The organism is Pelagibius sp. (assembly GCF_028289705.1).
Taxonomy (GTDB): Bacteria; Pseudomonadota; Alphaproteobacteria; order Kiloniellales; family Kiloniellaceae; genus Pelagibius.
Map to the genome: position 1 here is coordinate 1 of NZ_JANQOI010000017.1, position 23297 is coordinate 23297.

Annotated in this window: 20 protein-coding genes; 5 read left to right on the top strand and 15 right to left on the bottom strand. The window is 66.6% G+C overall.

The features are described 5' to 3' along the window. Nucleotides 1-178: 178 nt before the first annotated feature. Nucleotides 179-1252 (bottom strand): 4-hydroxyphenylpyruvate dioxygenase, encoded by a 1074-nt coding sequence (gene hppD / locus Q0996_RS01595; protein WP_299615313.1) that lies wholly within the window; start codon nucleotides 1250-1252, stop codon nucleotides 179-181. 389 nt (nucleotides 1253-1641) lie between these two features. Between hppD and Q0996_RS01600 the strand changes: the two genes are divergently transcribed. Then, nucleotides 1642-5178, top strand: coding sequence for an indolepyruvate ferredoxin oxidoreductase family protein (locus Q0996_RS01600; protein ID WP_299615584.1), 3537 nt, complete (start codon nucleotides 1642-1644; stop codon nucleotides 5176-5178). A 24-nt stretch (nucleotides 5179-5202) separates the two neighbouring features. Here the strand turns inward: Q0996_RS01600 and Q0996_RS01605 are convergent, their stop codons facing one another. From Q0996_RS01605 to Q0996_RS01630, 6 genes are all read right to left on the bottom strand, one after another. Beyond that, nucleotides 5203-6033: an aspartyl/asparaginyl beta-hydroxylase domain-containing protein gene (locus tag Q0996_RS01605; RefSeq protein ID WP_299615315.1), complete on the bottom strand. Its 831-nt coding sequence runs from the start codon at nucleotides 6031-6033 to the stop codon at nucleotides 5203-5205. 3 nt (nucleotides 6034-6036) lie between these two features. After that, nucleotides 6037-7284: a DegT/DnrJ/EryC1/StrS family aminotransferase gene (locus Q0996_RS01610; protein WP_299615317.1), complete on the bottom strand. Its 1248-nt coding sequence runs from the start codon at nucleotides 7282-7284 to the stop codon at nucleotides 6037-6039. 435 nt (nucleotides 7285-7719) lie between these two features. Continuing rightward, the gene (locus Q0996_RS01615; protein ID WP_299615319.1) at nucleotides 7720-8784 is read right to left on the bottom strand and encodes an alpha/beta hydrolase; all 1065 of its coding nucleotides are present in this window, start codon (nucleotides 8782-8784) and stop codon (nucleotides 7720-7722) included. 191 nt (nucleotides 8785-8975) lie between these two features. After that, on the bottom strand, nucleotides 8976-10667 hold the full coding sequence (locus Q0996_RS01620; RefSeq protein ID WP_299615321.1) for a BCCT family transporter: 1692 nt from the start codon (nucleotides 10665-10667) through the stop codon (nucleotides 8976-8978). A gap of 78 nt (nucleotides 10668-10745) precedes the next feature. After that, nucleotides 10746-12188 (bottom strand): carnitine 3-dehydrogenase, encoded by a 1443-nt coding sequence (locus Q0996_RS01625; RefSeq protein WP_299615324.1) that lies wholly within the window; start codon nucleotides 12186-12188, stop codon nucleotides 10746-10748. After that, nucleotides 12185-13093: a 3-keto-5-aminohexanoate cleavage protein gene (locus Q0996_RS01630; protein ID WP_299615326.1), complete on the bottom strand. Its 909-nt coding sequence runs from the start codon at nucleotides 13091-13093 to the stop codon at nucleotides 12185-12187. The genes Q0996_RS01625 and Q0996_RS01630 overlap by 4 nt, the downstream gene beginning before the upstream one ends. Before the next feature lie 149 nt (nucleotides 13094-13242). Between Q0996_RS01630 and Q0996_RS01635 the strand changes: the two genes are divergently transcribed. After that, on the top strand, nucleotides 13243-14175 hold the full coding sequence (locus tag Q0996_RS01635; RefSeq protein WP_299615328.1) for a GlxA family transcriptional regulator: 933 nt from the start codon (nucleotides 13243-13245) through the stop codon (nucleotides 14173-14175). Between the two features lie 120 nt (nucleotides 14176-14295). Here the strand turns inward: Q0996_RS01635 and nthA are convergent, their stop codons facing one another. The 3 genes from nthA to Q0996_RS01650 are packed head-to-tail and all read right to left on the bottom strand — an operon-like array spanning nucleotide 14296 to nucleotide 15591. After that, nucleotides 14296-14925: a nitrile hydratase subunit alpha gene (gene nthA / locus Q0996_RS01640; RefSeq protein ID WP_299615330.1), complete on the bottom strand. Its 630-nt coding sequence runs from the start codon at nucleotides 14923-14925 to the stop codon at nucleotides 14296-14298. Nucleotides 14926-14929: 4 nt separating this feature from the next. After that, a complete protein-coding gene (locus Q0996_RS01645; protein WP_299615332.1) occupies nucleotides 14930-15220 on the bottom strand; it encodes an SH3-like domain-containing protein in 291 nt (96 codons plus the stop codon). Between the two features lie 14 nt (nucleotides 15221-15234). Beyond that, entirely contained in the window at nucleotides 15235-15591 is a 357-nt protein-coding gene (locus Q0996_RS01650; protein ID WP_299615334.1) for an SH3-like domain-containing protein, read from the bottom strand. Between the two features lie 284 nt (nucleotides 15592-15875). Between Q0996_RS01650 and Q0996_RS01655 the strand changes: the two genes are divergently transcribed. Continuing rightward, a complete protein-coding gene (locus Q0996_RS01655) occupies nucleotides 15876-17669 on the top strand; it encodes a metallophosphoesterase (protein WP_299615336.1) in 1794 nt (597 codons plus the stop codon). 214 nt (nucleotides 17670-17883) lie between these two features. Next, on the top strand, nucleotides 17884-18456 hold the full coding sequence (locus tag Q0996_RS01660; protein WP_299615337.1) for a hypothetical protein: 573 nt from the start codon (nucleotides 17884-17886) through the stop codon (nucleotides 18454-18456). Between the two features lie 63 nt (nucleotides 18457-18519). On the opposite strand, the gene Q0996_RS01665 is transcribed toward Q0996_RS01660, so the two are convergent. The 4 genes from Q0996_RS01665 to Q0996_RS01680 all read right to left on the bottom strand — a co-directional run bounded on the left by Q0996_RS01665 (nucleotide 18520) and on the right by Q0996_RS01680 (nucleotide 21410). Continuing rightward, on the bottom strand, nucleotides 18520-18768 hold the full coding sequence (locus tag Q0996_RS01665) for a DUF2312 domain-containing protein (protein ID WP_299615339.1): 249 nt from the start codon (nucleotides 18766-18768) through the stop codon (nucleotides 18520-18522). A gap of 249 nt (nucleotides 18769-19017) precedes the next feature. Next, complete coding sequence (locus tag Q0996_RS01670; RefSeq protein ID WP_299615341.1) at nucleotides 19018-19314, bottom strand: DUF1244 domain-containing protein; 297 nt, start codon at nucleotides 19312-19314, stop codon at nucleotides 19018-19020. A gap of 84 nt (nucleotides 19315-19398) precedes the next feature. After that, nucleotides 19399-20541, bottom strand: coding sequence for a carboxylate-amine ligase (locus tag Q0996_RS01675; protein WP_299615343.1), 1143 nt, complete (start codon nucleotides 20539-20541; stop codon nucleotides 19399-19401). Beyond that, nucleotides 20538-21410 carry an N-formylglutamate amidohydrolase gene (locus Q0996_RS01680; RefSeq protein ID WP_299615345.1) on the bottom strand — a complete coding sequence of 291 codons (873 nt, stop codon included), beginning with the start codon at nucleotides 21408-21410 and terminating at the stop codon, nucleotides 20538-20540. Before Q0996_RS01680 ends, Q0996_RS01675 begins: the two co-directional genes overlap by 4 nt. A 124-nt stretch (nucleotides 21411-21534) precedes the next feature. Here Q0996_RS01680 and Q0996_RS01685 point away from each other — a divergent pair, with 124 nt between their 5' ends. Beyond that, a complete protein-coding gene (locus tag Q0996_RS01685; protein WP_322096622.1) occupies nucleotides 21535-22569 on the top strand; it encodes a 4-hydroxyproline epimerase in 1035 nt (344 codons plus the stop codon). 39 nt (nucleotides 22570-22608) lie between these two features. Here the strand turns inward: Q0996_RS01685 and Q0996_RS01690 are convergent, their stop codons facing one another. Then, nucleotides 22609-23271, bottom strand: coding sequence for a GntR family transcriptional regulator (locus Q0996_RS01690; protein ID WP_299615347.1), 663 nt, complete (start codon nucleotides 23269-23271; stop codon nucleotides 22609-22611). Nucleotides 23272-23297: the final 26 nt, after the last annotated feature.

Genomic DNA, 23297 nt, shown 5'->3' on the forward strand with positions numbered 1-23297 from the left:
TGATCCCCTGCTCGTGTCCAAAACGTCGCCAAACGCTTGGAGACCAGTAGAATCAACGCCATGCACCACGTCCACTAAATTAAACCGGACACCAGTGGGACAAGCCCGAGGGTGACAATGTGGAAAGGGGTGGCACCGGAAAACCATTCAAATCAAACCATTCATTTCGGGTCGGCCCTTAGGCTTCCGCCTTCAGGACGCCGCGGCGGATCTGATCCTCCTCGATGGAATCGAAGAGGGCCTGGAAATTGCCCTCGCCGAAGCCCTCGTCGCCCTTGCGCTGGATCAGTTCGAAAAAGACCGGGCCGATGACGTTCTTGGTGAAGATCTGCAACAGCCGCCCGCCGTCTTCGGTGGGCGCGCCGTCGATGAGGATCTTGTTGGCGGCGAGACGCTCCAGGTCTTCGCCGTGGCCCGGCAGGCGGGCGTCCACCTTCTCATAATAGGTGTCGGGCACGCCGGACTGGAAGTCGACGCCCTTTTCCGTCAGGCGCTCCACCGAGTCATAGATGTCGTCGGTCCCGAGGGCGATGTGCTGGATGCCCTCGCCCTTGTACTCTTCCAGGTATTCGGCGATCTGCGACTTGTCGTCGGCGCTTTCGTTGATGGGAATGCGGATCTTGCCGCAGGGGCTGGTCATCGCCTTGGACTTGAGCCCCGTCAACTTGCCTTCGATATCGAAGTAGCGGATCTCCCGGAAATTGAACAGGCGCTCGTAAAAGTCCGCCCATTCCTTCATGCGCCCGCGGTAGACGTTGTGGGTCAGGTGATCGATGTAGGTGAGGCCCACCCCCGGCGGATGATAGTCGACGCCCTCCAGGGGCTTGAAGTCGACGTCGTAGATGGAGCCGTTGTCGCCGTAGCGGTCCACCAGATAGATCAGCGAGTCGCCGATGCCCTTGATGGCCGGGATGTTGAGTTCCATGGGCCCCGCCGTGGACTCGACCACCCAGGCGCCGAGTTCCTGCGCGCGCGCGCAGGCCGCCGCGGCGTCCTTCACGCGAAAGGCGATGGCGCAGACCGAGGGGCCGTGCAGCAGGGTGAAGGCCTGCGGGAAGCCCTGCCCCTCGGCATTGAGAATGAAGTTCACATCGCCCTGGCGGTAGAGCGTCACCGCCTTGGAGCGATGCTTGGCGATGGCGGTGAAGCCCATGGTTTCGAACAGGCGGCCCAGGGCCTCGGGCTCCGGCGAGGTGAACTCGATGAACTCGAAGCCGTCGGTCTGCATCGGGTTGTCCCAATGATCCGCCATGGCTGACTCCTTTCTCCACTCTCTTGAACATTCGGCCTAAGGTCCGGCCCGGCGCCAGATTTCACACAAGCACTAGGCCATCTGGTTGTAACCATCAATATAGGCACCCCCGGCTGCTGCGCGAAGCCACGGCCGGGTCACAAATGCTGGAGTCCGAAGCTTGAAAATCCATCAAGCAACGCCGCTGTTCGGTTTCAATTCCTTGCTGCAAAGCAGCATTTTTTGACACGACGACTCGCCCTCGTGACAAATCTTTCGCCTGCCGCAATGCGAGCATTGCGATATGATCTTCGCGTATTTCAGATTCGTTCGTTCCTTGCTTTCTTGCCCGCGTGCCGCGCCGTTAAATTGTTATTTAGGTCAGTCTCCATTACCTTTCTAAAGGAGCGATAGGCTCTCATAGCGCCGTAACAGCAAGCGGGACCTCTAGGATGGCTTTGCAGGCGGTATCCCTCGACGACAAATACGCCCTCGATCGCGGACAGGTCTTTCTGACCGGCACCCAGGCGCTGGTGCGCCTGCCGATGATGCAGCGCCAGCGCGATCTGGCCGCCGGCCTCAACACCGCCGGCTTCGTCACCGGTTACCGCGGTTCGCCCCTGGGCGGCGTCGACCTGCAGATGGCCCGCGCCAGCCAGTTCCTGAAGAAGCACCACATCCATTTCCAGGCCGGGGTGAACGAAGACCTCGCCGCCACGGCGATCTGGGGCAGCCAGCAGGGCGACCTCTTCGGCGACAGCAACTATGACGGCGTCTTTGCCATGTGGTACGCCAAGGGACCGGGTGTCGACCGCTCCGGCGATGTGCTGCGCCACGGCAATATGGCCGGCACCGGGCGCCACGGCGGCGTGCTGCTGCTGGCCGGCGACGACCACACGGCCAAGTCCTCCACCACCGCCCATCAGTGCGAACTGACCTTCATGGATCTGATGATCCCGGTGTTGAACCCCGCTGGCGTTCAGGAGTTCCTGGATATGGGGCTCTACGGCTGGGCGATGAGCCGCTATTCCGGCTGCTGGGTGGGCTTCAAGACCATTGCCGAGACCGTGGATTCCTCGGCCAGCGTCTCCATCGACCCGGCGCGCACTCAGATTACTCTGCCCGAGGACTTCGAGATGCCGTCCGGCGGCCTGCAGGTGCGCTGGCCGGACACCCCGCTGCAGCAGGAAGAGCGCTTGCACCGCGACAAGATCTATGCCGCCCTCGCCTTCGCCCGCGCCAACAAGCTGGACCGCCAGATGCTCGGCGCCGAGAAGCCGCGCTTCGGCATCGTCACCGCCGGCAAGGCCTATCTCGACGTACGCCAGGCGCTCGACGACCTGGGCATCGACGAGGCCCGCGCCCGGGAGATTGGCCTTGCGGTCTACAAGGTCGGCATGTCCTGGCCGCTGGAACGCGAGGGCATCCGCCGCTTCGCCGAGGGGCTGGAGGAGATCCTGGTGGTGGAGGAGAAGCGCGCCATCATCGAAAACCAGGTGAAGGAGCAGCTCTACAACTGGCGCGCCGACGTGCGCCCGCGCGTCGTCGGCAAGTTCGACGAGAACGGCGACTGGATCCTGCCGTCCATCGGCGAGCTGACCCCGGCGCGTATCGCCCGGGCCATCGCCAAGCGTATCGCCCGTTTCCATTCCAGCGAGGACATCGACCAGCGCCTGCGCTTCCTGGCGGAGAAAGAAGAAGCCCTGGGCGCCGAAGCGGCACCGATGACCCGGGTGCCTTACTTCTGCTCCGGCTGTCCCCACAACTCCTCCACCAAGGTGCCGGAGGGCAGCCGCGCCCTGGCCGGCATCGGCTGCCATTACATGGTGCAGTGGATGGACCGGGAAACCACCACCTTCTCCCAGATGGGCGGCGAGGGCGTGGCCTGGACCGGCCAGGCGCCCTTCTCCAAAACCAAGCACGTCTTCGTCAATCTCGGTGACGGCACCTACTTCCACTCCGGCATCCTGGCGATCCGTGCCGCGGTCGGCGCCGGCGTCAACATGACCTACAAGATCCTCTACAACGACGCCGTGGCCATGACCGGCGGCCAGTCCGTCGACGGCCCGCTGGACCCGGCCATGATCACCCGCCAGCTTGCCGCCGAAGGCGTCGCGCGCATCGTGGTGGTCAGCGACGAACCGGAGAAGTATCCCCTCGGCACCAACTGGGCGCCCGGTGTCGCCGTCGAGCACCGCGACCGGCTGGATGCCATCCAGAAGGAGCTGCGCGAGGTCGAGGGCGTCACCATCCTGCTCTACGACCAGACCTGCGCGGCGGAGAAGCGCCGGCGGCGCAAGCGCGGCCTCTATCCCGACCCGCCCAAGCGCGCCTTCATCAACGACCTGGTCTGCGAGGGCTGCGGCGACTGCTCGGTGAAGTCCAACTGCGTTTCCGTGGTCCCAGTGGAAACCGAGTTCGGGCGCAAGCGCGCCATCGACCAGTCCTCCTGCAACAAGGACTTCTCCTGCGTCAGCGGCTTCTGCCCCAGCTTCGTCACCGTGCACGGCGGCAAGATCCGCAAGATGAAGCCGCTCTCCGAAGGCCCCAAGGCCGATGCCGACATTTGGGAGGCCCTGCCCGAGCCGGCCCTGCCGGCGCTCGACTCGGCTTACGGCATTGTCGTGACCGGTGTCGGCGGTACCGGCGTGGTCACCATCGGCGCGCTGCTCGGCATGGCCGCCCACCTCGAAGGGCGCGGCTGCTCGGTGCTGGACATGGCCGGCCTGGCCCAGAAGGGCGGCGCCGTGGTCAGCCACATCCGCCTCGCCCCGCAGCCGGAGGACATCCACGCCGTGCGCATCTCCGCCGGCGGCGCGAAGCTCATTCTCGGCTGCGATCTGGTGGTGGCCAGCGGCTTCGAGACCCTCTCCAAGATCACCGCCGGGGAAACCCGGTCGGTGGTCAACAGCCATCAGGTGATGACCGGGGAGTTCACCCGCAATCCCGACCTCGCCTTTCCCGGCGGCGAACTGCAGCGCCTCATCGCCGAGGCCAGCGGCCCCGGCCAGGCCGATTTCATCGACGCCACCCGCATCGCCACGGCCCTCCTGGGCGATTCCATCGCCACCAACCTCTTCATGCTGGGCTACGCCTGGCAGAAAGGGCTGGTGCCGCTCAGCGAAGAGGCCATCAACGGCGCCATTGAGTTGAACGCCGTCGGCGTGGAGTCCAACAAGCGGGCCTTCCGCTGGGGCCGCCGGGCCGCCCACGACCTGGCCGCCGTGGAGCGGACCGTGGCACCCAAGGACGAGCCCAAGAGCCACCATCTCTCCCAGTCTCTGGAGGAGATCATCGCCCGGCGTGCCGACTTCCTGACCGGCTATCAGAACGCCGCCTATGCCGCGCGCTACAAGAAACTGGTGGAGCGCCTGCGCCAGGCCGAGGCGGAGAAAGCGCCCGGCTTCGCAGGCCTCGCCGAGGCGGTGGCGCGCTACTACTTCAAGCTTCTGGCGGTGAAGGACGAGTACGAGGTGGCGCGGCTCTACAGCGGGCCCGAGTTCGCCCAGAGCCTGCGCGAGCAGTTCGAAGGCGACGTCAAGCTCTCCTTCCATCTGGCCCCGCCGCTGGTCGCCAGGCGCAACCCCGATACCGGCGAACTGCAGAAGCAGGAGTTCGGCGCCTGGATGCTGCCGGCCCTGCGTTTGCTGGCCAAGCTCAAGGGTCTGCGCGGCACCGTCTTCGACATCTTCGGCCACAGCGCCGAGCGCAGGATGGAGCGGAGCCTGATCCGCGACTACGAGACGCTGCTGGAGGAGGTTGCCGGCACGCTCTCGCCGGACAATCACGCCGTGGCGGTGGACCTGGCCTCGATCCCGGAGAAGATCCGCGGCTACGGCCACGTGAAGGAAGCCCACGTCAAAACCGCCAAGGCCTGCGAAGCCGAGTTGCTGACCGCCTTCCGCAATCCTGAGCGCCGCCAGACGCAACCCGCTGCCGCTGAATAGGCCACCGGGCCCGGGCTACGCGCCCTACTTCGCCGGCAGCGCCTTCTCAGGGCCTTCCGCTGCGGCGGTGTCGTTGCCTTCCAGGAAGGCGTCGGCCCGGCGGGTCGCGGCCTCGAACTGGTCCTCGAAGGACCGCATCCGTTTCTTGGGCTCCTGGTAATACGCGGTCATCTTCACGAAGAAGATGAAGGTGCGGTTGAGCAGCCTGCCCCAGAAGCGCATGGGCCGTTCGAAGTCGAACAGCAGGACCACGCGCTCCTGATCGGTGTCGTTTCTGACCTCGTGCTCATAGGTGTCGTCGAAGACCAGCAGCCCGCCCGGCTGCCAGACGCAGGTCTCCTGGTTGACGCGCATCCAACAGTCCTGGCGCCGGTCCGGCACGATCAGGCCGACATGACAGCGCAGGATGCCCTTGGTCACGCCCCGGTGCGCCAGAATGTGGTAGCCGGGCTCCAGGATCGAGAACCAGGCGGTCTGCAGCTTGGGCACCTGCTCCAGCAGTGCGGTGGTCCGCGGCGCATGGGCGCAGTTCCGGTGCAGCTTGGTGCCGAAGCCATAGAGAATGAAGGTGCGCCATTGGCGGCCCTTGGCGATCCTCTTCTGGTCCGAGGACACCTCCTCGAAAGCGGGCACCGCATCCTTGTGCCGCAGGATCTCGAGGATTTCGCCACGGATGTCCTGCCAGTTGTCTTCGAAGGTCTTGAGGAAGGCAAACTGCCCGGCGTCGAGCACCGGGTCATTGCTCACCAGCGACTGGCTGGCAAGGAAGCCGCGCAGGCGGCGGATCAGGCGCTTGCCGCGCTTTCTGATGTAGCGCCGGCGTTTCTCGCGGAAGCTCTCGAGTTGCGTCTGCATGGTTCAGGCCCCTTCCCCGGCCGGCTGCATGCCGCTGCAGTCCGGGGCGGACGACGGCGGAGAGGCGGCCTCCACGACACTGGCCATGCGCTGAAGCTCGCGGTCCGGCAGACTCTCGTAGCAGGGCAGGATGACCAGCTTCGACAGCAGCTCGGCGGCGGCCCTGGGTTCGAGTTGCGGGCGATCCTCCGGCGCGGCCACGGCCTGGGAGCGTGGCAGGTTCGCCGCGTCGAAGCCGTGCCGGCGCAGCTCGGCGATGAAGTCCCGAGGATGGTCGGCCAGGGCCGGGAAGACCCAGTAGTCGAAGTGCGCGTTGCCCTGTCCCGGCAGCACGAGGCTGCGGCCGAGAAGCTCGGTCAGGCGCCGGCCTTTCGCGGTGCGCCGTGCCAGAAATCCGCTATCGAACGACTCAAGCCGCCGGCAGAGCAGCGCCAGCAGAGCGTTGGAGGGCCGGATGCGGAGGTTCTTCGCCTTCTTGAGCACCGCGACATTGCGCACCCGGTCGGCGACGGCATCTTCGTAGTCGCGCCCGGAGAGGGCGAAGAACTGTTGTACGAGCCCGAAGACAAGGGGCGTGGTCAGCAGTTTCAGGCCGGCGAACTGCAGGATGCGCTTGGCCTGTTTCTTGGTCGGCTGGACCGGGTAGGTTTCCTGGATCTGACGCATTCTTTCGCGCAAGGCCGGGTCGCGCACCGTGACGAGGGCGCCGCCCAGGGCCGTCGCCGTCTTCAGCGGCCCGAAGGAGAACATGCAGAGATCCGCCTTGGGGTGCCCAGGATAGGCGCGGCCGTTGAAGGCCTGGGCGCAGTCCTCCACGACGATGAGGCCGGCTTCGTGGGCCGCGTCGATCAACGCGTCGAGCGTCAGGCGGCAACCGAAGAGATGGGCAACCACCAGAACCTTCGACTTCGGCGAGATCGCCGCTTTCAACGCGTCGACCGACGGCGTGACGGTCGCGACATCGAGGTCCAGCGGCACCGGGACCAGCCCACCCCGCCGCACGATATTGATCATGCCCTTGACGTTCAGGGCCGAGAAGATGACTTCATCCTCGGGCTGGAGATCCAGGGCCTGCAGCAGCAGGTCCAAGCCGCTGCGCACCGAGAAACAGGCGAGGGTTTCCCCGCCCGGCCAGTAGGCCTCGGCGCGCCGGGTCAGGTCCTCCCGCCGGCCGCCGCCCAGACAGGCCAGGGCGCCGGCGGCCAGGTCGCCCCACCCGATCTGCAGCCTGGTCCGGGGCCAGAGCCTCACCGGCCTGCCTCCCTTGCAACGGAGAGCAGGCTCACGCGCCCACAGCCGTGGGCCGCTGCGAAGCGCGTCAACTCCACAGGTCCCCGCCACCGCAATCCGGCGCGGTTCGCTGCCCCAAGGCAGTCCTTCAGCATTCTTGCAAACGCCCCTCACCTCCGGCATCCCGCCTACCTGCGGGCACTGCCGGCATTCCCCTATGGCGTCCGGCGATGGAACCGGTCATCCCGGCCATCACCGCCACATCCCTTGGACGCCGAATGCTCTGCGATCGCCCCTGCCGGGACCCCTCCGCTTTCCCTACCTATCCGCGGAGCCGGCAGCGTCGATCTTCGCTACGAAAACGTCTGTCTACAGACGGCTTTCGTAACCGCGCGATTGTATCGACGCAACAACTATCAGGGGAGTCTAAATTAGAGGCATTCTGGGACGTGGGCGCTACACCAGCCGCCAGTAGTCGCCGAAGTCGTTCTTGCGGCGTTCCTTGTCGGCGGCAAAGTCCTCATCGAGCTTACCGCGCAGGACATCGACCAGGTCCTTGCGGACCCGCTGGTTGTTGCGGAAGTACTGGTGGCCGGTGGAATCGCCGGTCCAGGCGGTGGCGCCCTTGGCCACCCAGTTGATCTGCGGCGCGACGTTGACCACCGAAACCTTCTTCGACAGCCCCTCGGCCTCGTCCGGGCCGCTGCGGCCCAGGCGGTCGGGATTGCCCATCACCACGTCGCTGGCCTTCAACGCCAGGTCCTGATGGTTGTAGTAGACCGTCAGCCGCCGGCAGCCCCGCAGGAGCGGCGCCACCTTGTGACCCAGGCGCAGGGTGTCGTCGTCCTCGTCGGCGGCGGCCAGCACCACCTCGTCGAACAGCGGCGGGATGTTGTTGCCGACAAAGGTGCGCATGCCCTGCACCGCACCGCGTAGCGCCCAGTTGCCCATGGAATGGCAGAGCAGATGAATGCGCCCGTCACAGCGCTCCGCCCGGGTGGTGTTGCGGATGAAATCGCTGGCCTTGAGGATCGCCCGGCCCAGCGCCAGCCCCGAGGTCTCGGCCCGCCTGCGGTCGTCGGCGTAGGTGCGCCGCGACACCCCGGCCCCCGCCGAGGGCCAGGTATAGAGCAGCATCACCACGTCCTTGCCGCCGGCCGCCAGCCACTGCTGTAGCTGCGCCGCCCGCCCGGCGGCTTCGCGGAAGGTGTGGTCATAGCCGTGCACGAAGATCAGGGCATCGCCCTTTTTCAGCATCTCCTGGCGCACCTCCTCGAAGATTGCCTTGCTGCCCAGCTTCGATTTGTCGGCGTCGTCCTTGTCCAACTGCTCCGGCGCCAGGGCAATCTTGGCGCCATCGGCAAAAGCGTCGAGGTCCTTCTTGAAGAGATCCTTGCCGGTGAAGGCCACCTTGCCGAACCGCAGCTCGTCCAGGTTGGGGTGGAAGTCGTCGCCGATCTGCGGGTTCTTGCCTTCCTTTTCGACCAGGCGGTTGGTCGCGAAGTAGACGTTCGTGGCCATGGCTTTCCCCTCTTGCTGCGCGGCGCCCTACTGAGCCGACCTTAGCAGCCCCTGCTGGACGACGGCAGTGTGACGAATGGGGTAACGCGAAGGAGGTGCGAAGCGGCCACAGCCCCAAAAGGCCGCAGCCGCCTTGCAAGGAAATTACGGCCGCTGCGGACCCCGGCGGGGTCCGCAGCGCTTCGGTCTCGTCAGGCGTGCAGCTCCTGACTGATCCGGGTGCCGTCGGGTGCGATCTTCTGTTCCCCGGCCGGAACCGCCGAGGGATCCTCCGACAGGGACTTCAAGAGTCCCCAGGTCATCGCCAGCAGCACGAAGGAAATCGGGAAGGCCGCCGCGATGGAGGCGGTCTGCAGTGCCCCCAGGCCGCCGGCCAGCAGCAGCACCGCCGCCACGAAGCCCTCGCCCATGCCCCAGATGATGCGGAAGACCTTCGGCGGGTTGTCGTCGCCCATGGACAGCATGGTGGTGATCACCAGGGTGCCCGAGTCCGAGGAGGTGATGAACCAGGACGCCAGCAGGAAGGTCGCCAGCGCCGACAGCGGCCAGGTCAGCCAACTGAGATCGCCGGCCCAGGAGGTCGTACCGAGGTTGGCGATGGTGCCGTAGAGCGCGTTGGGCAGGTTCCAGGCCCGCACCGTCTCGATGATCCCGGCACCGCCGGCCGCGGCCGGGCCGCCGGCAGCGGAGAGTTCCTGCCAGATGGCGTTGCCGCCGAACATGCAGAGCCAGAAGAAGGCGATGGTGGTGGGTACGAACATGACGCCGACCATGAACTCGCGGATTGTGCGGCCGCGCGAGATGCGGGCGATGAACATGCCGACGAAGGGCGCCCAGGAGATCCACCAGCCCCAGTAGAAGATGGTCCAGCCGCCCTGCCAGGCCGCGTTGCCCGGCTCGTTGGCGGTCCAGAAGCCCATGGGCACCACGTTCCAGAGGTAGTCGCCGATGGAGGTGACGAAGAAGCTCATCAGCCACTTGAAGGGGCCGAAGATCACGAAGGCGCCGAGGAGGACCACCGACAGCCAGATGTTCCATTCGGAGATGATCCGGATGCCGTTGCCCACGCCGGAGACCGCGGAGACCGTCGCGATGATGGAGATCACCAGGATCAGGACCAATTGGGTCGTGAGCCCCGGATCGATGCCGAAGAGCACGTTCAGGCCGGTGGCCATCTGGTTGACGCCGAGGCCCAGCGAGGTGGCGACACCGAACACCGTGCCGAACACCGCGAGCAGGTCCACGGCATGGCCGACGGGCCCGTAAATGCGCTCGCCGATCAGCGGATAGAGCGAAGAGCGGAAGGTGAGCGGCAGCTTCTTGCGAAAGCCGAAGTAAGCAAGACAGAGGCCGACGATCACGTAAACCGCCCAGCCGTGGAAGCCCCAGTGGAAGTAGGTGACCCGCATGGCATCGACGCCACGCTGGACGGTCATCGCGGTATGGCCGCTGAGATCGGCGTGGGGGTTGTTGGGATAGCCGAAGGCGCCGGAGTTGTCGAAATAGAAGATCGGCTCGGCGACCCCGAAGAACAGAATGCCGATGCCAACCCCGGCGGAGAAGAGCATGGCGAACCAGGAAAAGTTGCTGAACTCCGGCCGGCTGTCGTCATCGCCGAGGCGGACGCTGCCCCACTTGGAGAACATCAAGAATACGCAAATGAAAAACAGCACCGTCAGCGTGGTGATGTAGTACCAGCTCAGCCCGCTTTCGATCCACCCGCGGACCGCGCTGTAGACACTGCCGGCGAACTCCACGTTCAAAACGGTGAAGATGACAAAAGCCGCGACCATGCCTTTTGCGGCCAACCCCATGCCGGGATGCAGGCCGGTAAAGAAACCGGACTTCGCAACCAGATGGGAATTCGGGTTCGTCGATGACATGCTTTTCCTCCCAGCTATTGTGTTCTTGGGCTTCCGCTGAAGCCATTGCCGCATCGCCTCTGCGGACGAGCGCTTGTCTTACGGTCGTTGCCCCACGAATCGACCGATACCTTCAGACTTGGGAAGCCTGGAGTGTTCGCCGAGGTAGTGCAACAGGGACTCTGAGATTCTTCTACCGGGAGGCGAAGATCTCCGGGTTTCAAGATCGACATGGAGCAACAGATGCTCGCCGGTCGCCGCCGGCTCCCCGTTTTCCCCGGTCAGTTGATGAAAGAGATGCAACTTCTTGCCGTCGCCGGCGACGACCTGGGTGGCGACCTTGATGCGCTCGCCTGCCATCACCTCGCCCAGATGGCGCAGGTGGGTTTCCACGGTGAAGTAGCTGTGGCCGCCCGCGATGTAGTCCGCGTCCGCGCCGATCAGTTCCATGAAACGGTCGCTGGCCTGGGCGAAGACCTCCAGATAGTGGGCTTCGTTCATGTGGCCGTTGTAGTCGGTCCAGCTCTGGGGCACCTGCCTGTCGACGGTCAGGGTCGATCCGTTTGCGCCATGGGGCGCCGCCAGCGATGCCTCATGCCGCGACAGGGTTTCCCCGGCGCCCCAGGCGTTGGTTTTCAGGGCGCGCAGGATAGCCACCAGGTTGTCGTCGCGGATGGCCTCCAGTTCGCGGATCGAATGGCGGCCGGACTGCGCGTCCGACTGTGCGGCGATGCGGTCGACCAGTTCGTCAGTCAGCTCCGGCACGTCGGTGAGCTTGGTCCAGGGCCACTTCAGGGCCGGGCCGAACTGGCCGATGAAGTGGCGCATGCCGGCCTCGCCGCCGGCCATGCGGTAGGTCTCGAAGAGGCCCATCTGCGCCCAGCGCAGACCGAAGCCGAAGCGGATCGCGTCGTCGATCTCCTCGGTGGTGGCGATGCCGTCGCGCACCAGCCAGAGCGCCTCCCGCCAGACCGCCTCCAGCAGCCGGTCGGCGATGTGGGCGTCAATCTCCTTGCGCACGACCAGCGGCTTCATGCCGATCCCCGCCAGCAGGTCGCTGCATCGCGCGCGAATATCCTCACCGTTGGCCGGCGAGGGAACGACCTCCACCAGGGGCAGCAGATAGACCGGGTTGAAGGGATGGCAGACCAGGAGCTGCGCGGGCCTCGTCGCGCCGTCCTGAAGCTGCGAGGGCGTGAAGCCGGAGGTGGAGGAGCCGATGACAGCGTGCTCCGGCACGGCCGCCTGAATCTCCGCCAGCGTGCGGTGCTTCAGCTCGATGCGCTCCGGCACGCTTTCCTGCACCCAGTCCGCACTGTCGACGGCTTCGGCGAGGGACGCGCAGAACCGCAGCGTCCCTTCCGCCGGCAGGGCGCGGTCGTAGAGCGCCGGCAGGCTGCGCCGGGCGTTGGCCAGCACCGCCCCGATCTTGCGCTCGGCCTCGGGGTCGGGGTCGAAGACCGCGACCTCCCAGCCGTTCAGCAGGAAACGGGCGGCCCAGCCGCCGCCGATCACCCCGCCGCCGACGACGGCCGCTTTCATCGCGGCGCCCGCTTCACCAGGCCCAGGCGCTGGCGCACCTCCTCGGGGGTCAGCACCCGCACCCCCAGGTTCTCGATGATGGTGACGGCGCGCTCGACCAGTTGCGCGTTGGTCGCCAGCACACCCTTCTCGAGGAAGAGATTGTCCTCCAGGCCGACACGCACGTTGCCGCCCGCCAGAACGGCGGCGGCGACATAGGGCATCTGGTGCCGGCCCAGGCTGAAGGCCGACCAGGTCCAGTCCCGGGGCACGTTGTTGACCATGGCCATCAGGGTGTTGAGGTCGTCGGGCGCCCCCCAGGGCACACCCATGCAGAGCTGCACCAGGGCCGGGCCCTCAAGCACCCCCTCCTCCACGAGTTGCTTGGCGAACCAGAGGTGCCCGGTGTCGAAGGCCTCAATCTCCGGGCGCACGCCGAGTTCCGTCATCATCCGCCCCATTGCGCGCAGCATGCCCGGGGTGTTGGTCATCACGTAGTCGGCCTCGGCGAAGTTCATGGTGCCGCAGTCGAGGGTGCAGATCTCCGGCAGGCTGTCGGCGACATGGGCCATGCGCTCGGCGGCGCCGGCCATGTCGGTGCCCAGGCCCAGGGGAAGCGGCGCCTCGGTCCCGCCGAAGACCATGTCCCCGCCCATGCCGGCGGTGAGGTTCAGCACCACGTCGGTCTTGGCGTCGCGAATGCGCTCGGTGACCTCGCGGTAGAGGGCCGGATCGCGCGCCGGCGCGCCGGTCTCGGGGTTGCGCACGTGGCAATGGACGATGGCCGCCCCGGCCTGGGCGGCGGCAATGGCGCTCTCGGCGATCTCTTTGGGGCTGCGCGGCACATGGGGACTGCGGTCCTGGGTCTGGCCGGAGCCCGTGACGGCGCAGGTGATGAAGACCTCTTTGTTGATGTTCAGCGGCATCGCCCCACCTCCCAAAGCCGGCACGCCATTAGCGGCGGCCGGGCCCACTTCGTTCCTTCGCAGAAGCCTAGCGGCGATAGTGCATCGATGATTTGCCTAATCTGCCTTATATTTTGCGAATGTCGCCAAACCCTGCCTTGCGGCTGCGTATGCTGCTGTTCGACGGCTTCTCCAACATGGTGCTCGCCAGTGCCGTGGAGCCCTTACGGGCGGCCCGCGATCTCTCGGCCGAGGCGCCGCCGTTCTCCTGGCACCTGGCCACCATCGACGGTGCCCCGGCGGTCAGTTCCAGCGGGCTGGAGCTGCGTCCCGACAGCGCGCTGGCCGAGGGCGGCGCCTTCGACGCGCTTTTCGTGATCAGCGGCTACAGCGTCCGCCGCCACGCGACCCCAACCGTGCTCCGGGCGATCCGCCGGGCGGCGCGCAAGGCCCGAATTCTCGGCGGCCTCGACATGGGCGCCTGGCTGCTGGCCGAGGCCGGACTTCTGACCGGCTACCGGGCAACGGTCCACTGGCAGGACCTGGCGGCCTTCGAGGAACGCTTCCTGGAGGTGGCGGTCAGCGGCGAGCGTTTCGTCATCGACCGCAACCGCATCACCGCCGGCGGCGCCTCCACGGTCATGACCCTGATGCTGAAATTGATCCGCGAGGCCGCCGGCGACGCCCTGGCCTACGACGTCTCCAACCTCTTCGTCTACGACGTGGAGGGCAACTACAGCCGGGGCCGGGGCGCGCGCAGCGGCGCGCTCGTGAAAGCACCGCAGCTCGAACAGGCCATCACCGCCATGCGCGCCAGCGTCGAGGAACCGCTGGCCCTCCCGCGGATCGCCGAGGCCGCGGGGGTCTCGCCGCGCAGCCTAGACCGCCTCTTTCACCGCGAGCTGGGCCTCTCGCCCGGGCGCTACTACCAGATGATCCGCCTCAACCTCGCCCGCTCCCTGGCCGAGGAGACCGACCTTCCGGTCTCCGAGATCGCGGCGCGCAGCGGCTTCGCCTCCTCGGCGACCCTCTCCCGCGCCTTCTCCCAGACCTTCGGCCGCACGCTGCGTGAAACCCGCCGCCTCACCCGCCCCGCGCGGTGAGACAGTCGCACCACCGCCTCACACTTCGAGACGCCGTCTGACGACGGCTCCTCAGGATGAGCCTCCCACGCGACCTCATGCTGAGGAAGCGCGCAGCGCTGTCTCGAAGCATGGGGTCCGCTATGCCCCCGGTGATTTCGGCAGGGTGACGCCGATCATGCAGTCGCGGGTGACCAGCTCGGCCAGGGCCGCTTCGTCCAGGCCCTCGCTGCCGGCGGGCCGGGCGGGGAGCACCATGTAGCGCAGGTCGGCGGTCGAATCGTGCACCCGCAGCTCGACATCGTCGGGGATCGCGGTGCCGAATTCGGCCAGCACGGCGCGGGGTTCGCGCACTGCGCGGCTGCGGTAGCTGCGCGCCTTGTACCAGTCCGGCGGCAGACCGATGAGGTTGCGCGGATAGCAGGAGCAGAGGGTGCAGACGATGACGTTGTGCACCCCGGCGGTGTTCTCCACCGCGCGGATGGGAATGATGCCGGCGTCGATGCCAAGTTCCTCCGCCGCCTTGTTCACGTCCACCAGCAGGCGCGCCTTGAAGTCCGGGTCGACCCAGGCGCGGGCCACCACCCGGGCGCCGCCGGCCGGGCTCTTGGAATCGATGGACTCCAGGGTGGCGCGCAGTTCCTCCCCGGTGATGATGCCCTTTTCGATGAGGAGCTGGCCCACCGCCTCGGTCATCGCCTGATAGTGGGTGAGCGGCGTTTCCTCCAGGTCCGGCTGGTGCGGGTGGGGATGGGAATGATCGTGCGCCATGGTCTCAGGCCTCCGCCGGGTCGAGCCAGTTTTCGTAGATGTCGACGACGGTGCTGTCCGCCGCGCCGCCGCCATAGTCGTCCCAGAGCTCTGCCGTCTGGAACTGCACGCGGTAGAGCGGCAGGGCCGGCTCCCCGTCACGCCCATAGGCCAGGGCCTCAGGGTTGCGGTAGGCGCCCATAATCTCGGTCACCACGCCGGTCTTGCCGCGCACGAAAAACGGCGTGCGCACATGGCCCGGCGGATAGGCCGCGCGCACCGAGACTTTGGCGCCGATGGCGAAGCGTGCCGTCATGACCGCCCTCCCGCTCAGGCCTTGGGCTCGGCGTCGGCGACGCCGCCGGCGGGCCAGTCGGCGGTGATCTCCGCCATGCGCCGGCCCAGTTCGTCGATCTCGATGACGCCTTTCTCGACGAGGAGGTTGGTGATGGAGGCGATCCAGCGCTCATAGTAGCTGAGCTCGTCGTAGACCCCGGGGCCGAGTTCCTCGATGCCGCGGCGCAGCTCGTCGACGGTGATGATACGGCGCTTCTGGTCGCTCACCAGGCGCAGGATGGCGTCCACCTTCTTTTCCCAGGGCGCATAGTCGTGCTCGGCCCCAGGACCGGAGGGGTCCACCGGCCCCGCGTCCAGCCCGCCCATGTCGTGGTGTCTGCGTAAGACCATCGCTTCGCCGTCCCTCTTCGATTGCGGTCGCGGGAAGTATCCGCCGCCAAACCAGACAGCGTCAACGCCCCTGGAGACGAGCCTTCAAATTCGGGGTAGGCGCAACACATCAGCACACAGAAGTGGTATAATGAAGTCACAAAAGACACCTAGACTTGCATCGGCGGTAGCCGTGAAGGGGCTGGCCTCTTCGGTTCACCGGAAAGCTCTGGCTGCCGCTATTGGCTTTGCTCAGCCAGCTCGTGAAGAGGTTTCGGGAAGGGCGCAAAGCAGGGGGGTGTGCCATGGAACTTGTTGAATCAGTTGCGTTCGGCATCGAAGTAGCAAGTTGGCTCATCGCCAAGATCGACGATCTCATTGTTCGGATTATCGGACTTGGATTGCTTTTGGTTGTGGCCGCTTACGCCTGGTCCAATAGGCAGCAGCTTCTTGCGCCCAAATTGAGCGCCGATGCCGATCCGTCCCAAATTGTGTTCCCCCCAAGTCGTCTGCTTTATCTTACGAAGCTCGGCGCCGGCCTCGCTGCATCGGGCGCCTTGCTCTTCGGGGCCTACTCCCTGGATGAACTCGACCAGGGAGCCTTCACCTGGCCGGACACCCCGGCCGGCAGACCCGAGGCAGGCGGGACCGCCCAGCCGGGCTCCGATGGCGCCACGTCCGCCGCCCTTCCATCGCCTGTACCGGGGCCGGCCTTGCTGGCGCGTTGGGTCCAGGTCGTCCCGGCGGAGCCGGCTTGCAGCCTGCCGCCCTGGTTGCCGGCAGCGGAGATCGCCGATGCACCTTTGCCGGATCGCTGCGGCTTCGGCTTCCTTGTCCGGACCGTCCTGTCGCCGGAGGCCAACTGCCCAACCGTTAAGGTCCGCTACGGCGCCGCGGTCGGTGCCGGCGCCGGGCTCCACAGCCTCGTCCTTCGGGAACGCCGCAATCCGGACGTCGAGCGCTACCCCGTGCTCGTTTGCGAGGCCACACTCGTAGACCCGGAAAGGGCGCGGTCCGTGACCTTCGCAGACGGCGGCAGCATCGCCTTGTCCACGCGCCTGCACGCCGACAGCGGACCTGAGCTGTTGGCGATCTTCGGCGATACCGGATGCCGCGACGACCGCGATCAGGATTGCAGCGGGGCAAACTGGCCCTTTGCACACTTGGCCGAGGATGTCGCCGGTCAGGAAAACGGAAGCGGCCGCGGTACCCCGGACCTTGTGATCCACCTGGGCGATTTCATTTACGGCGGCGGCGACTTCTGGGCGGCCTGGCAGTACGAGTTCTTCCGCCCGGCAAAGCCGCTGTTGGAGGCGGCCCCCTGGATTATGGTCCGCGGCAACCACGAAGGCTGCGGCGGCGACGCCCCGCGCGGCTGGCTGCTGTTCTTCGACTACCGCCCCGGCGACGGCGGGACCGACACCTGCGCCAGCACCGACCGCGCCCACCTGGTGCCGAGCTACGCCCTCGATCTGCCCAACGGCCGGCGGCTCATCGTGACCGACAGTTCCAACGCTTTCGCCGCCGAGCGCGCAAGAGCGCTGGGGTCGAACTGCGGGTCAATCGGTTCAGAAGAGGCGCAGAATTCGGAGAGCCGGCTAGACCCCAAAGATCAACCCGGTTGCGAACGATTTACGCGGCAGTTCGAACATGTCGAGTACCTGGCGTCAGATACCGGGTTGGACTGGCTGATCACTCACGTGCCGGTCTTTGCCGTTGAAAAGGCCCACGAAGCGAAATGGGCACCCAAATCGTCTGCGATGATGTTGGCAGCATCGCGGTCCGTAGGGGCGGACGGAGAAACGGGGGTCGACCTGGTCCTCTCTGGGGACCGTCACTTGCTGCAAATTGTGCAGCCTGAGGAGATCGATGTTGCGCAAGTTACGATAGGAACCGGCGGCGTTAACCTCGACCCGGTGCCCGGACAGCTAAAGGGAACAGAGCAATCTATGGGATCGTGGGACGTGTGCACCGATGCCCGCCACGGAATGGTCTGGGCGACGCTCACTGCCGGCAACTACCGGTTCGCCTTTCAGCCCCTCGGTCCATCCGCCGGGGGCGATTGCGATGAGATGTTGGCAGACATACGCGATCGCTAGGCGGCAGAACTTTCCCCGGGACGGTAAAGCTTGCCGGGCCGAAACCGGGCCGGCACAGAGATTTGTGCGCCATGGCGGAACGGCAGCCGAACGCACATGGCGGCAACGCGTCCCGACGATGGTTAAGACCGGAAACCTGTGCCTTTGGCGTCATTATTGCTTGCAATGGGGCCACTGAGGTTGCTCCACAAAGCGGCACACGGAGAGGCCAGGCATGACGATCATTCCCACCGGCCATTCATTCGCGCCAGGCACGATGGACCATCAGGACCTGGGCGCGCGGAGGCGTGCCAAGGTTCCCAATGCGGGTCAGAGTAGTTTTCTGAAGCGACTAGAGACGATGCTGGAGGCCCGACAGACCTTCGCTTCAGCTAATCCGGGTGCCGCTGCGACCGCCTTTGCTATTCAGCGCGATGGCGCGTTCCAACTGCCGGCGGAAAAAACGCAGCAGATCGAAATCGCGATCCGGGCCCAGCAGATGGCGCAGGCGGGCGAAGCCGACGACGAGGCTTCGGCCGGAAGGGCAGGTGCCGCAGCCGAGAGCCCGGTCGCGGAGGGCAAGAGCGACGCGGTGCAGGCCTTCCTGGACTACGTGGCCAAGACTCCGGAGGAGCGTTACCTCGAGGCCTTCCTGAACTCCAAAGGTCTGACCGAAGAGCAATTCCAGGCACTGCCGGCAGAGGAGCGACAGGCGCTGCTCAAGCAATTCGAGGAGTTCGTCAAGCGCCAGGTTGGGAATGCCACCGCCGAACGGCTTGCACGCGCGGCCGGCACCGGCCTGTTCTGACGATACCCCGGTAGACGGGACCCAGCCTCGTCCCCGTATGGCGCACCGGAAATCCCCCGGGCCCTACCCCACCATGCCGAGGGCCTGTTTGTAGAGGTCGAGGACGGCTTCCTGTTCCTGGCGGTCGCCGGAGTCCATTTTGCGCAGGCGGATCACCTGGCGCATGATCTTGGTGTCGAAGCCGTCGCCCTTGGCCTCGGCGTAGACCTCGCGGATGTCCGCGGTCAGGGCCGCCTTCTCCTCCTCCAGGCGCTCAATGCGCTCCACGAAGGACCGCAGACGCTCTGCGCCGATGCCGCCGCCGTCAGCCATAGGCTTGCTCTCCTGAAATCAACCGAATGACGCTATCCGAAGGGCGCCGAGGCTAGACCCGGGACGCCGGGCTGACAATGCGGGAAAGCTGTGGATAACGGGGGAACTTCGTTGGGGTTGCGCGATTAGGATCGCGCAGGGAAGACGGCGCCAGCCCGCTCCCCCGCCCGGCCACCCACTAGGATAGTCGCATTGGGTGGCCGGGCGGGGGAGCGGGCCGGAACCGAGTCGACGCAAGTCGACAGCGCACTAACCGTGCTTGTGGCTGGCCTCGAAGGCGGCCTTCTGCTCGGGCGTGGCCTCGGTCTGGTGCTTCGCCTTCCACTCGGCGTAGGGCATGCCGTAAACCAGCTCGCGCGCCGCCTCATAGTCCATCGCGATGCCCTTGTCCTCCGCCGCGGCGCGGTACCATTTGGACAGGCAGTTGCGGCAGAAGCCGGCGAGGTTCATCAGGTCGATGTTCTGCACGTCGCTGCGTTCGCGCAGGTGGGAGACCAGGGTGCGAAAGGCGGCGGCCTCCAGTTCGGTGCGGGTCTTGTCGTCCATCTCGTCTCTCCCGGGGCCTTGGCCCATACCAGATTGTCCTTGGATCTGGGTGTTGTTTCAGCGATTTCCAGGGGTCTCGGACCTTCAGTGCCGCTGGGCCGGCACCGTCTCCTCGATCAGGAAGTCCACCACCTGGGTCAGGGCCTCGCGCTTTTCGGCCCCGGCGGCCATGGCGGCGTCGTAGATCGCCAGTTGGCGGTGGGCCGAGGTGCCCCGGTTCAGGATATCCCGGGCGTGCTGCACCTCCGCCAGGCAGTCCAGCCGCTCGGCATGGCCGGAGACCAGCGAGAGGATCTCCTCCAAAAGCTCGCCGTAGCGCACCACCTCGCCCTTGCCGAAATCCACCAGCCCCTCGTCGAAGCCGTAGCGCTGGGCGCGCCAGCGGTTCTCCTGGATCAGCATGTTGGCGTATTTGCGCCAGCGCTGGTTGTCGCGCTTCAGCTCATAGAGCATGCGCATCAAGCTCACGTAGAGGGCGGCGATGGTGACCCCGTCCTCCATCCGCGTGCAGACGTCGGCAACCCGCATTTCCAGGGTGGGATAGCGTGCCGAGGGCCGCACGTCCCACCAGATCTTGGTGGCGTCCTCGATCAGCCCGGCGCTGACCATGGCGTCGACATGGCGCTGGTACTCGCCGAAGCTGTCGAAGGACTCCGGCAGGCCGGTGCGCGGCAGTTCTTCGAAGACCGACAGGCGGTAGCACTTCAGGCCGGTGATCTCCCCGCGCCAGAAGGGCGAGGAGGTGGAAAGCGCCAGCAGGTGCGGCAGGAAATAGCTGATCTGCTGCATCAGGTCGATGCGCAGTTCGTCGTCGTCCAGCCCCACGTGAACGTGCATGCCGCAGATCAGCAGGCGGCGCACCACCGCCTGCATGTCGCGGGCCAGCACGTCATAGCGCTCCTTGCGGGTGTGCTTCTGGGCGTCCCACTGGGCAAAGGGATGGGTCGAGGCGGCAATGGGCGCCAGGTTGTAGTCGGCGGCGACCCGGGCGATGCAACGGCGCAGTTCGGCCAGTTCCGCGGCGGCTTCGCGCACCGACTCGCGCTTGCTGGTGCCGACCTCGATCTGCGACTGCATGAACTCCGGGCTGACGCGCTCGGCCAACTCCGCCTCGCAGCGGCTCATGAGGGCATCCGGCGGATCGACCACCAGATCCCGCGTCTCCTTGTCGACCAGGAGGTACTCCTCCTCGATGCCGACGGTGAAGGACGGCTCCCCCCGTATCATCCGTAGTGCTCCACCTTGTAGAGGTCCGGGTCGCGCAGCACCTCTTCCAGGACATCGCCCAGACGTTCGGCCCATTCGGCGGCGCCGTGATGGGTGTCGATGAGGTCCTGGCGCACCTCGATCAGGGCGTTGGCGAGGCCGCGGCGGTCGCCGTGGACGTGCTGGGTATAGCCGTGCTCATCGGCGCCGGAATAGGGCAGGTTGTCGCCAACGGTGAGCCCTGTGGCGCGCAGCTTGGCCATCAGCGGTTGCGGCAGGCGGGGGTCGCGGTTCCACAGGATGCCGATCTCCCAGGGCCGCTCCACCCCCTTCATCACCGGCGTGAAGCTGTGCATGGAGATCAGGACCGGTGTGGTGCCGGCCGCCGTCATCCGGTCGAGCTGGCTGTCGATGGCGGCGTGATAGGGCCGAAAGAAGGTGTCCAGCCGCGCCTCGATCTCCGGCCGGCTGAGGTTGCGGTTGCCGGGAACGATCACGCCGTCGCTGATCTCGGGGATCAGGGTGGGATTGTCCGGCTGGCGGTTGGGATCGACGATCAGGCGGGAGAAGTGGGTCATGAGCGCCGGCGCGTCGAGACGCTCGGCCAACGCCCGGGTGACCTCGGCGATGCCGATGTCCCAGGCGATATGGCGGGTCAGGCAGGCCTCATCCAGGCCGAGGGACGCGAGCGCCCGCGGAATGAAGCGTGTCGCATGGTCGCAGATCAGCAGGACCGGCGCCCGGCCGTCGCCATGGAACAGCTCAAAGGGCTGCGGTTCGTCGTCGGCCAGCAGCGATCCGGCACCCGCCGGCCGCGCCGCCGGCACGACAGCAGCATCCGGCGCGGTTTCAGGGGCGGGTTTCGGGCTTTCCAGGCTTTCCATCGACATCAGAAGCCGACTATAGCCGTGCCGGGGGGCCGAACAAAAGACCCCTGGCCCGCCGTCCGAGGGCCCGGACCGGCGGTTCCCCGGGAGATTGCCAAAGGCCGGAGCCGGCCCGATACTCCGCCCCATGAGCGGGGATCGAGCGGCGGTGCGGCCCAACACCTTCTTCTGTGTCGACGGACACACCTGCGGCAATCCGGTGCGTCTGGTGGCCGGCGGCGGCCCGGCCCTGGAGGGCGCCAGCATGAGCGAAAAGCGCCAGGATTTCCTGGCGCGCTACGACTGGATCCGCACCGGCCTGATGTTCGAACCGCGGGGCCACGACATGATGTCCGGCGCCATCCTCTATCCCCCCACGCGGGACGACTGCGACGTCGGGGTGCTCTACATCGAGACCAGCGGCTGCCTGCCGATGTGCGGCCACGGCACCATCGGCACGGTGACCTTCGCCGTCGAGCGCGGTCTGGTGCAGCCGCGCCAGCCCGGCCGGCTGATGCTCGACACTCCGGCGGGGCCGGTGGAGGCGCGCTACACCCTGAAGGACGGATTCGTGGAGAGCGTTGAGATCACCAACGTCGGCGCCTATCTGGCGGCCGAAGCGGTGATCGTTGACTGTCCCGGCCTGGGCCCGGGCTTCGAGCGGGTGACCGTCGACATCGCCTACGGCGGCAACTTCTACGCCATCGTCGAACCGCAGCCCGGCTACGGCGATCTGGCGGAACTGACGCCGGGTGAGATCCTCCGGCGCTCCCCCCTGCTGCGCCGTGCCCTCAACGAGGCGGTCGAGCCGGTCCACCCGGAAGACCCGACGATCCGCGGCGTCAGCCACATCCTCTGGACCGGCGCGGCGACCAAGCCGGGGGCCGATGCGCGCAACGCCGTCTTCTACGGCGACAAGGCCATCGACCGCAGCCCCTGCGGCACCGGCACCTCAGCCCGTATGGCCCAGCGCGCCGCCAAGGGGCAGCTTCAGGTGGGCGACAGCTTCGTTCACGAGAGCATCATCGGCAGCCTGTTCACGGGGCGCGTGGTGGCGGAGACCCGGGTCGGCAACCACGCCGGCATCATCCCCGCCATCGAGGGCTGGGCGCGCATGACCGGACTCAACACCATCCTGATCGACGAGCGCGACCCCTACGCCCACGGCTTCCAACTGGTCTAGCGCCGGAGAAAGGCGCCTACCGGCCGCCCTGGTCAGGCACTAGGCGCTTTTCGCCGTGCGGCTCTCCAGGGAGGCCAGGAGGTCGGCGAAACGCTCGCCTTGCACGGTCACATGGCCGCGCATGGCCTCGGCCGCCGCTTCGGCATCGCCGGCTTCGATGGCTGCGACGATGGTGTCGTGCTCGGCGAAGGACGCCCGAACCCGGTCGCGGGCCCGCAATTGCAGGCGGCGATAGGCTTTGAGGCGCTTCTGCAGCGCGCTGGCCTGCTCGATCAGGAACTCGTTGCGGCTGGCATCGCGGATGCGCTCGTGGAAGATCTCGTTCTCATAGTAGTAGCCGTCGCAGTCGCCGCGTTCGGCGGCCGCTTCGCAGGCCTCGTGCGCCTCGCGCAGGGCGGCGAGGTCTTCGGGCGCCGCGCGGCGCGCGGCCAGGCGGGCGCACATGGCCTCCAGTTCGGCCATCACGTCGAACATCTCCATCAGGCGCCGCGGCCCGACCTCGGCGACGAAGGTGCCGCGGCGCGGACGCTGTTCGATGAGGCCGGCGGCGGAGAGCTGGAACAGCGCCTCGCGGATCGGCGTGCGGGAGACGCCGAAGCGCTCCGCCAGCAGCAGCTCCTCCAGGCGGTCCCCCGGACGCAGGACCCCGGTCAGGATCTCCTCCTCCAGCACGTCCCTCAGGCGCTCTGCCCGCTTCTCCATGGCGTCCTCGCTGGTGATTCGCCCGA

Bases quoted from the DNA above. Each gene is read 5' to 3' on its own strand.
- hppD (WP_299615313.1), bottom strand. From the start codon at position 1,252: ATGGCGGATCATTGGGACAACCCGATGCAGACCGACGGCTTCGAGTTC.
- Q0996_RS01605 (WP_299615315.1), bottom strand. From the start codon at position 6,033: ATGCAGACGCAACTCGAGAGCTTCCGCGAGAAACGCCGGCGCTACATC.
- Q0996_RS01615 (WP_299615319.1), bottom strand. From the start codon at position 8,784: ATGGCCACGAACGTCTACTTCGCGACCAACCGCCTGGTCGAAAAGGAA.
- Q0996_RS01620 (WP_299615321.1), bottom strand. From the start codon at position 10,667: ATGTCATCGACGAACCCGAATTCCCATCTGGTTGCGAAGTCCGGTTTC.
- Q0996_RS01625 (WP_299615324.1), bottom strand. From the start codon at position 12,188: ATGAAAGCGGCCGTCGTCGGCGGCGGGGTGATCGGCGGCGGCTGGGCC.
- Q0996_RS01630 (WP_299615326.1), bottom strand. From the start codon at position 13,093: ATGCCGCTGAACATCAACAAAGAGGTCTTCATCACCTGCGCCGTCACG.
- Q0996_RS01635 (WP_299615328.1), top strand. From the start codon at position 13,243: ATGCTGCTGTTCGACGGCTTCTCCAACATGGTGCTCGCCAGTGCCGTG.
- nthA (WP_299615330.1), bottom strand. From the start codon at position 14,925: ATGGCGCACGATCATTCCCATCCCCACCCGCACCAGCCGGACCTGGAG.
- Q0996_RS01645 (WP_299615332.1), bottom strand. From the start codon at position 15,220: ATGACGGCACGCTTCGCCATCGGCGCCAAAGTCTCGGTGCGCGCGGCC.
- Q0996_RS01650 (WP_299615334.1), bottom strand. From the start codon at position 15,591: ATGGTCTTACGCAGACACCACGACATGGGCGGGCTGGACGCGGGGCCG.
- Q0996_RS01655 (WP_299615336.1), top strand. From the start codon at position 15,876: ATGGAACTTGTTGAATCAGTTGCGTTCGGCATCGAAGTAGCAAGTTGG.
- Q0996_RS01660 (WP_299615337.1), top strand. From the start codon at position 17,884: ATGACGATCATTCCCACCGGCCATTCATTCGCGCCAGGCACGATGGAC.
- Q0996_RS01665 (WP_299615339.1), bottom strand. From the start codon at position 18,768: ATGGCTGACGGCGGCGGCATCGGCGCAGAGCGTCTGCGGTCCTTCGTG.
- Q0996_RS01670 (WP_299615341.1), bottom strand. From the start codon at position 19,314: ATGGACGACAAGACCCGCACCGAACTGGAGGCCGCCGCCTTTCGCACC.
- Q0996_RS01675 (WP_299615343.1), bottom strand. From the start codon at position 20,541: ATGATACGGGGGGAGCCGTCCTTCACCGTCGGCATCGAGGAGGAGTAC.
- Q0996_RS01680 (WP_299615345.1), bottom strand. From the start codon at position 21,410: ATGTCGATGGAAAGCCTGGAAAGCCCGAAACCCGCCCCTGAAACCGCG.
- Q0996_RS01685 (WP_322096622.1), top strand. From the start codon at position 21,535: ATGAGCGGGGATCGAGCGGCGGTGCGGCCCAACACCTTCTTCTGTGTC.
- Q0996_RS01690 (WP_299615347.1), bottom strand. From the start codon at position 23,271: ATGGAGAAGCGGGCAGAGCGCCTGAGGGACGTGCTGGAGGAGGAGATC.